Here is an 11,413-nt window from a genome sequence, read left to right as displayed (position 1 = left end):
TAATATTGAGTGGTATTAAACGCTGAACGATGCATAATATTAATGGGTGGGAGTTGACCAAACTATCAATGATGAAATAAATGTGAGGAGGAAAAATAAAGGCCACCACTTAGGTAAACAAAGTGACAACCTCACATAGAGATTCTTTGGATCTGGTTATCTTAATAGGATATTGAAATATTCTCTGAATCAGATGATTACGAGTTCTTCATACGCTTTTTAAGTCGTGCTAAATCAATGGCACTTGAACGTACCGTCAGCTTAATACACTCGTAGTCGTACTCTTCTTTCACCACGCTCATGTTTGAGCGGATCTCACCAATGATGCCTTGTCCAGAATAAGGAATCGTGATCTCTTCTTCGATCATGCCTTGTTCAGCCACGCTCACGATATATTTATGAAGCTTGGTGATATCCAGAGGATCACGAGTTGACGTCAGCATCGCATCTGGAAATTCGTCCATCAACGCTAGCTTCTGCTCTTCACTCAATCTATCGCACTTGTTCAGTATCAAGAGTTTTTCACTATCTTCAACTCCCACTTGCGCCAATACTTCGTGTACTACATCGAGCTGAGCACGGAATGAAGCGTCAGAGGCATCAACTACATATAGTAGCAGTGACGCGTCGTTTGCTTCCGCAAGCGTTGAGTGGAATGAAGCAACCAGATCATGTGGCAGCTTCTTAATGAAACCAACCGTATCTGACACAAGAATACGCGGCTGAGTGATCGGCTGAAGCGCACGAACAGTGGTATCTAGGGTTGCGAACAGTTTGTCTTCACCACTCACTTCCGTTGCGGTCATTGCACGCATCATCGAAGATTTACCCGCATTGGTATAACCTACTAGAGCAACGGTGAAAAGCTCTGAACGCTTAGTGCGTCGGTTCTTCATTTCATCTTGTACACTTACCAGCTCACGCTTAAGCGCAGCAATTTGGTCGCGTACTTTACGACGGTCAAGCTCTAGTGAGGTTTCACCAGCACCCTGACCCATCTGACGTTCTTTGTCTCCGTCGGCTGTTTCACGAAGTCGAGGTACTAAGTAATTTAGGCGAGCGATTTCAACTTGCAGACGTGCGGTACGAGTACGGGCGTGGCGACTGAAGATTTCGATGATGATACCAGTGCGGTCAAACACCTCGACACCCAGATGAGCTTCCACGTTGCGCAGTTGAGAAGGGCTCAGATCACAGTCAAATACCACAACATCAGCGGTACCAAACTCCATCTCTTCAGATGGCAGGTCGTCAAAATCGAGCTCATCAATACCAGCATGAAAGTCAAAAGACTCATCGATAAAGTCTTCGTCTTCCACTTCTTGAATCGAACCTTGGTAACCAGTTAGGTGAGCAATTTCTGCAAGCTTACCTGCACCCAATACGTTTTGTCGTTGAGTGGAACTGTGGTGTTGTGACTGAGTACCGACCACTTTAAACCCTAGGGTTGTCACTAATCGAGCAAGTTCAGCAAGAGACTCTTTTGCTTCGTCACCTTTAAAATCAGGCGTCGTAATAGAGATAAGTAAAGCGTTACTAGCGGAGGGTTTTGCTGTTAGTTTCATGTTTTATTCTGTCTATGCACAAAAGTGCACCTAGTATTGGGTCTAAAGTAGCGCGATCCTACGCTGTTCTCAGTTCGCTTTATAGAGCTAACCGTGACTAATTGGCGATATTATTTCAGTTAATCTATTCATCTCGTTTATCCCCCTGTTTTGATTAGGAAATAAAATGAGCTAAAACAGAAAAAAGCAGCATCACGTTTTCAATTTCGAATTAGTGATACTGCCTTATTTTAAGCTTAGCCTTTAATTGAGCGACTGACTCAAAAACTAGAAATCAATTCTCGCTTCAGTCTGTGCATCAAAGAATACCGCTTTCGACAAGTCGAAATGCAGTGGTGCCACCTGCCCTACCGAGACTTCAAATTCCGGTGATAAACGACACGCCACTTCTTGATCGTTTACTTTCACCATCGCAATCGTATCTGGCCCTGTCGGTTCTAACACTTCCAGTTGCAAGTCCAGTTTAGTGGTTGCTGATAGATCATCACCTTGTTGCTCAGTAATATGCTCTGGGCGCAGACCAATCACCACTTCTTTGCCGTCTTGTTCACGCATACTTTTCGGCAGTCTAATATGGTGCTCTTGATCAGCGGTACCAATAACTTTAATGATCGGGTTCTGCTCCTCGTCGAGATCTACCATGGTCTTGATGAAGTTCATCGATGGTGACCCCATAAAGCCTGCCACAAACATATTGCTTGGCTTGGTATAGATCTCTTGTGGCGTGCCTAACTGCTGCAATTCACCATCTTTCATTACTGCAATACGGTCAGCCAGCGTCATTGCCTCGATTTGATCATGGGTTACATAAACAATCGTAGTGTTGAGCTTTTGATGTAGGCGCTTAATCTGATGGCGCATTTCCACACGCAGTTTTGCATCCAAGTTAGAGAGTGGTTCATCGAACAGATATAGCTTAGGACGACGCGCCAGTGCACGCCCCATCGCTACACGTTGACGTTGCCCACCCGACAGCTGTGATGGTTTACGATCTAGCAGTTCCTCGATTTGCAGCATTTCAGCAACGCGATTCACTTCAGCATCGATCTCGTCCTGCGGCATCTTGCGGATCTTCAAGCCGAAGGCGATATTACCGCGCACCGTCATGTTTGGATAAAGTGCGTATGATTGGAACACCATCGCAATGTCGCGATCTTTGGGTTCAACCTGAGCGACATCGACACCATCAATCACGATTTCACCCGAGCTAATGTTTTCTAGCCCTGCAATGGTATTCATTAGGGTGGATTTTCCACACCCCGAAGGGCCGACAAGTATCAAGAACTCCCCCGAATCGATACTAATATCGATGCCCTTTAACGTTTCGTTGTCCGCGTTGCGATAGGTTTTACGGATCTGTTTTAAATCTAATGTTGCCATGGGTAATTATCCTTTTACTGATCCTGCCGTTAGGCCACGAACAAAGTATTTTCCTGCGAAGACATACACCAACAATGTTGGCAGTGCGGCGATGATCGCAGCAGCCATATCGACGTTGTACTCTTTAACGCCTGTGCTGGTGTTGACTAAGTTATTTAATGCTACGGTGATTGGTTGAGTCTCTGAGCCTGAGTACACCACCCCGAACAAGAAATCGTTCCAGATTGCAGTGAACTGCCAGATCACCGTCACCATGATGATCGGTGTTGAGATCGGTAATAAGATCTTAAAGAAGATGGTAAAAAAGCCCGCACCATCCAATTTTGCCGCTTTGATCAACTCATCTGGAATCGAGATGTAGAAGTTACGGAAGAACAGCGTCGTAAACGCCATGCCGTAGATAACGTGCACAAGTACCAGACCAACTGTGGTGTTTGCTAAGCCCATTTTGCCAAGTACCGTCGCCATAGGTAACAGCACCACTTGGAATGGAATGAAGCAACCGAATAGCAGCAAACTGAAGAACAGGTTTGAACCGCGGAACTGCCACTTAGTGACCACGTAGCCATTGAATGCACCCAGTAGCGTTGAGATAGCGACCGCAGGAATCACCATTTGGAACGAGTTCCAGAAATAGCCTTTCACCCCTTCACACTTCACGCCAGTACAAGCGCTGTCCCACGCTTTATACCAAGCATCGAACACCCACTCTTTTGGTAAACTCATCAAGTTACCCGCCTTAATATCTGGCAGGGTTTTGAATGAGGTCAGCACCATCACGAACAGCGGCATTAGGTAAACCAAGAAGAAGAAAAGCAGCGCCGAATAGATAAACATTCGAGCAAAGTTGATGTTGTTCATCATGACTTTTTCTCCCTAAGCTCAGAGTAAAGATAAGGCACCAGAATCGCTAGAATACCGGCTAGCATCATCATGGCACTGGCAGCGCCGAGGCCTATTTGTCCACGTGTGAATGAGTGTGCGTACATGAATAGCGCGGGAAGATCCGATGAATAACCTGGGCCACCTGCCGTCATTGCTGTCACAAGGTCGAAGCTCTTAATCGCAATGTGTGAAGTAATGATCACCGCACTGAAAACCACAGGTCGCAAGCAAGGTAAAATGATTTTGAGATAAATAGTGGGTAGACTAGCACCGTCAATTTGCGCCGCTTTAATGATCGAAGAATCGATACCACGCAGGCCAGCTAAGAACATCGCCATCACAAAGCCTGACGACTGCCAAAGCGCGGCAATCACCAGGGTGTAGACCGCCATTTCAGAGTCGACCAACCAGTCAAATTTAAAGTCGGTAAAGCCCCAATCTTGCATCAGTTTTTCAATACCTAAACCTGGATTCAGAATCCACTTCCACGCCGTACCCGTCACAATGAATGACAGCGCCATTGGGTAAAGGTAGATAGTACGAATCGCGCCTTCTTGACGAATGTTCTGGTCAAGCAAAATCGCCAAGCCGACACCCAATACGATGGCAATCACCATGAATAGGATCCCAAACACACCGAGGTTGGTGATTGAGGTTATCCAGCGATCGTTCTCCATCAGCTTTTCATATTGAGTAAAGCCAACAAAATTGAAGCTAGGTAGAAATCGAGAATTAGTAAACGACAGCGCTGCCGTCCAGAATATATAGCCGTAGATACATACCACAGTCACCAACGCGGTCGGTGCTAGCACAATCTTAGGTAACCAATGTTGTAACCTGTCAGCAAAACTGGGCTTTGGTGCAGGCTGGCTCCTTGTCGGTTTTGGAGTCGACTCAGTCAAAACATGCTCCATAACTTTTCCTTGTTGCACAATTGAGCCAATGGCTTACCTCTCGGCACCACATCAGCATCACGCATATCAGAATTGAGATGAAGAGCGGATAGGCTCCCTACGAACCTACCCACCCTGGGGGTTAGGGATAAGCAACATACTCAGTAATTCGTGTTCTGTTTATATTGCTTATCAAGCTAGGTTAGATAGCCGCTTTTACCGCTTTCGCTAACTTAGTTGCTGCCTCTTTAGGATCGGCATCTTTTTCGTTGAAGAAGTTAGTCACAACGTCATAGATGGCGCCTTGAGCGTAGCTTGTTGTAGATAGGCCGTGAGCCATACTCGGTACAAGGTCACCAGATTCCGCACTCGCTTTGAAGGTTGCCATTGAGTCCAACGCACATTGGTCGAACTTAGACATGTCCATATCAAGACGAACTGGAATCGAGCCTTTGTTTAGGTTAAAGACTTCTTGGAAGTCTTTAGTAAGGATGGTTTTCGCAAGATCTTGTTGCGCTTTTTGATTCTCTTTGTCGCCTAGCTCAAAGAAGGCAAAGCTATCGATATTGAAAGTAAATTGGCCGTCAGTACCCGGAGCTGGTGCACAGATGTAGTCTTTGCCTGGCACTTTGCCTGCAGCAGTAAATTCGCCCTTCGCCCAGTCACCCATGATTTGCATTGCCGCTTCACCATTGATAACCATTGAAGTCGCTACGTTCCAGTCACGACCTGGAGAGTTACTGTCGATGTAGTCACGCATCTTTTTGAACTTGGTGAACACTTCGACCATTTTGTCGCCAGATAAAACGTCCATATCTAAATCAACGAACGCCTTGTTGTAGTCTTCACTGCCGAGTACATCAAGTGCCACAGCCTCGAAGATAGTCGCGTCTTGCCAAGGTTGACCGCCGTGCGCCAGAGGAATAAAACCTGCTGCTTTGATCTTATCTGCTGCAACAAAGAACTCATCTAAGGTAGTTGGAACCGTCACACCTGATTTTTCGAGCACTTCTGGGTTTGCCCAAAGCCAGTTAACACGGTGAACGTTCACAGGAACTGCTACATATTCGCCGTCCCATTTCATCACTTTGGTAACAACAGCGGGTAGCAAGTCATCCCATTTTTCTTGTTTCGCGGTTGCATCGAGAGACGTTAGAAAACCTAAACCACCCCACTCCTGAATATCATGACCTTTGATCTGTGCGGCAGATGGCGGGTTACCGGATACTGCTCGTGTCTTCAAAACGGTCATCGCACTTTCACCGCCGCCACCAGCAACTGCGAAATCTTTCCAAGTATGACCTTGTTCTTCAATCATCTCTTTAAGTACTGCAGCGGATTTGGCTTCACCACCAGCAGTCCACCAGTGAAGCACTTCCACTTCACCAGCTTGAGAAAATGTTGAGGCAGCAACAAGAGATAGAGTAAGTAGGGTTTTATTGATTTTCATTATAATCTTCCATGTTTAGCGGACTCGACGCCCGGTTCAATAAAGAGTCTACTTATTCTAATTTATAAGATTGAAACAAAAGGTAAGCCCAATGTAACACAATTGTTACATTACACTTCTAGACCACGTGGGATATAGACTTTGGCTTCTAAGCCGCCTTGAGGGGAGTTACGAATAATGAGATCTCCGCCGTGTCCATGCAGGATATTTCGACAGATCCCGAGCCCTAAACCGTGCCCTTGATCGTCGGTAGCAAGCCTAAAGTATGGTTCAAACACCAACTCAAGTTTGTCTTCTGGGATTCCTTTACCGTGGTCCTGAATCGTCACGATGACCCACACAGAATCGCTACTGATATCGACCTTAGCGGATGTGCCGTATTTCACTGCATTGTCGATAAGATTGGTCAGCACACGTTTAATCGCTAACGGCTTAGCGACTAACGGCTCAACTACGATGGGTTCAAACTCTACTAAGGTTTGATGCTGGTTATGCGATTCAAGAACCGAAGCAACCATATCATTAAGGTCGATAATGGCGTTATTTTCATGAAGGTCGGTATCTCTTACCGCTTGCAGAGCACCTTTGACCATCATCTCTAGCTCATCCAAATCCTTGTTGAACTTCTCTTTCTTAACTTCGCTTTCCAACAGTTCAGCTCTCAGCCTAAGCCGAGTGATGGGTGTCTTTAGATCATGAGAGATAGCAGAGAATAGATGCTCCCTATCGGCCACATAACGACGAATACGCTGCTGCATCCGATTAAACGCCCGAGTCGCCGTGACCAGTTCAGTCGCCCCCTCTTCGTTTAGCGGAGGTTGTTGAATATCCATACTCATCTCGTTAGCAGCCCTTGCGAGCTTTTTAAGCGGGCGCACTTGGCGGCGAATCATTAAGTACGTCAACACCAGCAGAATCAACGTTGATGAGAGCAAGAAGATCACCTGTTCACGACCAAGAATAGTGTCATCCAGTTTGACGTAGGGAGCTGGCAGCAGTGCTGCAATGTAAACCCATTCATGACTGGCTAACTCAATCTGAACAACTAGAATCGGTGGATTAAGAGGCTCTAAGGTTAAGGTATGATGCGCCCACGATCGCGGGAGATCGCTCAAGTAGATATCATTTTTGAGCAAGCGAAGATGTTCTGGGCGAGAGAAATCGACACGAACTGATTCCACCTTATTAAGCTTGCTACTCAAGACACTCTCTATCGCTTCTATCGATGCGGTTTTTAAGCGGGTATCGGGGATCGGCTCAACAATCAAAGCCTCTTTATTGAAAGAGACGAAGAATCGCGTCCCCCCCATATTGCGGATTTGGTCTAACACAATGTGGCGGTATTTGACGGGCAAAGACTGAAAGAAGGTCACTGTGGAAGCAAACATGTTAGCCATGCTCGATGAAGCCGAACGAATACCTTCTAACTCTTTATGTTTGGATTCGCTATACCAAATCGAGGTTGCGATACCTTGCGCGATGACGACGGCTAGCAAGGTCAAAAGCAAGGTTCGAGCAACCAAGGAATTTGGCTTTAAACTTCTCAACCACTTCATAAGCAGTTCTTCTTAATCAATGTTCATAATGCACAGGTACAGCCAATATATAGCCGTTACCACGCATGGTTTTGATGTAGTGTGGGTATTTAGCGCTATCACCTAGTCGGCTTCTCAAACGACTTAACTGCACATCAATGCCGCGCTCAAAAGGCAGTGCTTCACGTCCTCTGGTCGCAAAAGAGATAGTGTCTCGGTCTAGCACCTCATTTGGGCGAGTTAGAAACAGCATTAGCAGTGAAAAATCACTGCCCGATAAATCCATCTCTTCAGCGCTTTCATTGTGTGAGATTCGGTGCGCAAGAGTATCGAGCGTCCAATCACCAAAGATGATCTGTTTAGGTAATGCGTCACTCGGCTTGTCATCGACCACTTGAACGCGTCGTAGCAAGGCCTTAATACGAGCCATTAACTGGCGCGGACTGAACGGTTTGGCGATGTAGTCATCGGCACCAATTTCCAAACCAATGATCTGATCGGTTTCATCCGATACCGCAGTCAGCATAATGATAGGCACATTAGAATTTTTACGAACGCGCTGACACAAGGTAAAACCATCGTCACCAGGAAGCATTACATCGAGAAGTATCAGGTCAGGATAACCTTGGCTTTGTAGATGAGTTTCTAGTTCAGCCCCATCTCCAACCGAAGAGACATCGAAGCCCGATTTTGAAAGGTACTCTTCCAGCAACTCGCTGATTTCTTGATCATCATCCACCACGAGAATTCGAGTATTTGTTGGCATCGCCCAAACCTATAAAATTTACAACTTATTCACATAGTGTATAGGCAGGTCGAGTTTTTGATTATTGATATGTTTGTAAAATTAGAAGAGCAAACAGATAGAGATCACAACTAAGCGACCGCTATCTGTTGGTTTTATACTGATAAGCCGATTTAAGACGAACAGCTGATCTCCATGTCTTTACCCCATTCCGGTGGCAAGGCTGCTAAATATTCGTAATCGGGGTGCTCTGCATATGGGTCCGCAAGTACCACCATCAGAGCATCAACATCACTGCTATCACCACGTTCGGCCTTTTCAATTGCAAGTTGAGCCAAATAGTTCCTGAGAATGTATTTAGGATTTACCTGCCTCATCTTTTCGCAGCGCTCTGTAGCCGAACTCTCTTCACGTTCACAACGTTGCAAATAGTTATCTACCCATAACTTCGCAGCATCACGGTCGAGGACTAGATCAATAACTTCCTGAGCAGGCACACTGTCTAGATTCGACAGAGTTCTAAAGAACCTAGGGTAATCCACTTTATTTTGCGACATTAACTCGAACATAGATTCAAACAAGCGGCTGTCACCTTCTTGCTTGGAAAGCAGACCGAGTTTTCTACGCATCAACTGACTAAAGTAGCCATTCATTTGTGGCTCGTACTGTTCCAGTGCCGCTTCTAAATCAGACCTCTCCACCAACGGTGACAACGCATGTGCCAACGCCGATAAATTCCACATCCCGATTCTTGGTTGTTGATTGAATGCGTAGCGCCCTTGGTAGTCGGAGTGATTACAGATCAAGCGTGGATCATATTCATCTAGGAAGGCAAATGGACCGTAATCGAAGGTTTGTCCAATGATCGACATGTTATCCGTGTTCATCACCCCGTGAGCAAAACCATTTGCTTGCCACAATGCAATCATCTCTGCGGTGCGGTCAACGATTTGATTAAACATAGCTGCGTATGGCTTTTCTTCATCTAGGCACTCAGGGAAGTGCCACTCGATGACTTTGTCGGCCAACAATTTATGTTCAACCAACTGATTTGTGTAAAACAGGTGCTCAAAGTGACCGAAACGGATGTGTGATTCAGAAGCACGCACTAACAATGCGCCCCACTCTTGTTTCTCTCGGTAAACCGGCGTGTCACTGGTCATCATTGCCAACGCACGAGTCGTTGGAATATTCAGCCCTGCCATTGCTTCACTACATAGATACTCGCGCACAGTCGATCGGATAACCGCACGTCCATCTCCCATTCGTGAGTATGGTGTTTTACCCGCACCTTTTAGGTGTAAATCGAACGTTTCACCACTTTTAGCGACAACTTGAGCTAACAACAGTCCTCTTCCATCGCCCAAATCAGGGTTATAAGCACCAAACTGATGACCTGCGTACTTCATGGCTAACGGAGAAAATTGCTCTGGTTCCACATTGCCAGATAAGGTATCCAGCAATTCTTCTGAAGCGCTCTCAAATGACGGAAAGCCAAATTCGGTTGCAAGGTTATGATTCCAGGCGAGCCATTGGACATTGCTTAACGGAGTTGGTTGGATTGGGGTATAGAACAGCCGAGGCAGTGCAGTAAATCGATTGTTAAATGAAATAGAATCCCAGACAGACATGAGAGGTACACTGTAGATAAAAGATAATTTAAGATTATCACAGTTTAGTAACAACTTCAGATCAGGTTATAGGGATAGATAGTTTCGGAAAAGGTTGCTTGCTTAATCGATTAAGAAAAAGGCTTTGCTAGAGGAAAGAAGCAGTTTAGAAGAAGTTAAGTGGCTAAGCTGTTGAGAAAAGCCACATTTATTGAAGAAAGAGTTCTAACTTTGAAAACTTTTTTACAAGTATGTTCATAATAAAAACTGAAAATATAGAGCCATTAAGCTGACTACATTAGAGCAAGAATACCCACTAGAGAAAGGGTAGAGAAAATCCAAGTACGGCTGATAACGCCAAAGTTGCTGTGTTGAATCATTTCTTGATGCTGCATATGCCTCTCCTTGAGAACGTGATGGTATAACAACAATATATCGGCTTTTTGCCAAAAGCAGCAAACATATTAATGTTAACCTTTTATGACAGCACCAAGAAGTTTCTGTAACTATTCACCCCTTTGATAAATCATAGAGTTAAGCTCGACTTGTCGTTGAAAGCAGTGCTCCTGCTCCAATAAACACGCCTCCTGTCACACGATTGAAAACCTTGGCACGACCTTTAGCAAACAACCAGTTCGACGACTTTGCGCCTAAATACGCGTAGACCAATAACCAAGACAGCTCCATCACAGCAAAGGTTGAGGCAAAGACGGCAAACTGTGGTAATAACGCGAGTGATGGGTCAATAAACTGTGGGAAAAGTGCGGTAAAAAACAGAATCGCTTTAGGATTACTGGCGCCGACAATAAAGCCACTTACATAGTGAGAAAGGACACTCTCTTTAACGACTTTAGATTCTGATTCCTGACCTGGTAGTTGGTCATAATCTTGCTGGCTCGAGCGTAACGACTTCCATCCAAGGAAAATAAGGTAAGCAGCACCCGTCCATTTAATGACATTAAATACCACTTCAGAAGAAGCAATAATTACACCGAGTCCCGTAAACGATAGCGTGAGGATTCCGGTAATCGCCGTTAGGCTACCCAAGGCAGTAAATATCGATAATTTGAAGCCCGATTGCACACCTTTGGTCATGCACAATAAAGAACTTGGGCCTGGGGATGCCGTCAAGATCAGCACGGCTAGCAGATAGTAAATCCATGTATCAAAGCTCATCGTGAATTCTCCTTAACTCACTAAAAAGACTAAATATTAAACACCAATATGTAATAAGCCCTCATATTAATCAACTAAATATTGCACTTAACGTCTTCGATATGAATACAAACATCTTTAATCTAGGCCATAAAAAACGCCATGCAGCAATGCATGGCGTTTAAATTAAAACGT

9 protein-coding genes are annotated in these 11,413 nt (G+C 45.2%); all 9 read right to left on the bottom strand.

Annotation, left to right across the window (positions count from 1 at the left end; all coding sequences use genetic code 11):
* Positions 1-197: 197 nt before the first annotated feature.
* Positions 198-1,565, bottom strand: a complete 1,368-nt coding sequence (gene hflX, locus ACTRWI_RS15240) for a GTPase HflX (RefSeq protein ID WP_499132557.1) — start codon at positions 1,563-1,565, stop codon at positions 198-200.
* Positions 1,566-1,832: 267 nt separating this feature from the next.
* The gene (locus tag ACTRWI_RS15235) at positions 1,833-2,945 is read right to left on the bottom strand and encodes an ABC transporter ATP-binding protein (protein ID WP_499132555.1); all 1,113 of its coding nucleotides are present in this window, start codon (positions 2,943-2,945) and stop codon (positions 1,833-1,835) included.
* Positions 2,946-2,951: 6 nt separating this feature from the next.
* A complete protein-coding gene (locus ACTRWI_RS15230; RefSeq protein WP_499132553.1) occupies positions 2,952-3,809 on the bottom strand; it encodes a carbohydrate ABC transporter permease in 858 nt (285 codons plus the stop codon).
* Positions 3,806-4,744: a carbohydrate ABC transporter permease gene (locus tag ACTRWI_RS15225; protein ID WP_105059181.1), complete on the bottom strand. Its 939-nt coding sequence runs from the start codon at positions 4,742-4,744 to the stop codon at positions 3,806-3,808. Before ACTRWI_RS15225 ends, ACTRWI_RS15230 begins: the two co-directional genes overlap by 4 nt.
* 181 nt (positions 4,745-4,925) lie before the next feature.
* Entirely contained in the window at positions 4,926-6,173 is a 1,248-nt protein-coding gene (locus tag ACTRWI_RS15220; RefSeq protein WP_499132551.1) for an ABC transporter substrate-binding protein, read from the bottom strand.
* 110 nt (positions 6,174-6,283) lie between these two features.
* Complete coding sequence (locus tag ACTRWI_RS15215) at positions 6,284-7,729, bottom strand: ATP-binding protein (protein WP_499132549.1); 1,446 nt, start codon at positions 7,727-7,729, stop codon at positions 6,284-6,286.
* Positions 7,730-7,745: 16 nt separating this feature from the next.
* On the bottom strand, positions 7,746-8,474 hold the full coding sequence (locus ACTRWI_RS15210; protein WP_499132547.1) for a response regulator: 729 nt from the start codon (positions 8,472-8,474) through the stop codon (positions 7,746-7,748).
* Positions 8,475-8,626: 152 nt separating this feature from the next.
* A complete protein-coding gene (locus tag ACTRWI_RS15205) occupies positions 8,627-10,084 on the bottom strand; it encodes a protein adenylyltransferase SelO (protein ID WP_499132546.1) in 1,458 nt (485 codons plus the stop codon).
* A gap of 513 nt (positions 10,085-10,597) precedes the next feature.
* Positions 10,598-11,239 carry a LysE family translocator gene (locus ACTRWI_RS15200; RefSeq protein WP_063523586.1) on the bottom strand — a complete coding sequence of 214 codons (642 nt, stop codon included), beginning with the start codon at positions 11,237-11,239 and terminating at the stop codon, positions 10,598-10,600.
* Between the last annotated feature and the right edge of the window lie 174 nt (positions 11,240-11,413).

The organism is Pseudoalteromonas sp. G5_S1_14_S5 (assembly GCF_054968605.1).
This window is presented reverse-complemented; position numbering and strand designations above follow the sequence as displayed.

Excerpts from the sequence above, each read along its gene's own strand:
- ACTRWI_RS15225 (WP_105059181.1), bottom strand. The coding sequence starts at position 4,744 with ATGGAGCATGTTTTGACTGAGTCGACTCCAAAACCGACAAGGAGCCAG.
- ACTRWI_RS15200 (WP_063523586.1), bottom strand. The coding sequence starts at position 11,239 with ATGAGCTTTGATACATGGATTTACTATCTGCTAGCCGTGCTGATCTTG.
- ACTRWI_RS15220 (WP_499132551.1), bottom strand. The coding sequence starts at position 6,173 with ATGAAAATCAATAAAACCCTACTTACTCTATCTCTTGTTGCTGCCTCA.
- ACTRWI_RS15235 (WP_499132555.1), bottom strand. The coding sequence starts at position 2,945 with ATGGCAACATTAGATTTAAAACAGATCCGTAAAACCTATCGCAACGCG.
- ACTRWI_RS15210 (WP_499132547.1), bottom strand. The coding sequence starts at position 8,474 with ATGCCAACAAATACTCGAATTCTCGTGGTGGATGATGATCAAGAAATC.
- ACTRWI_RS15215 (WP_499132549.1), bottom strand. The coding sequence starts at position 7,729 with ATGAAGTGGTTGAGAAGTTTAAAGCCAAATTCCTTGGTTGCTCGAACC.
- ACTRWI_RS15205 (WP_499132546.1), bottom strand. The coding sequence starts at position 10,084 with ATGTCTGTCTGGGATTCTATTTCATTTAACAATCGATTTACTGCACTG.
- ACTRWI_RS15230 (WP_499132553.1), bottom strand. The coding sequence starts at position 3,809 with ATGATGAACAACATCAACTTTGCTCGAATGTTTATCTATTCGGCGCTG.
- hflX (WP_499132557.1), bottom strand. The coding sequence starts at position 1,565 with ATGAAACTAACAGCAAAACCCTCCGCTAGTAACGCTTTACTTATCTCT.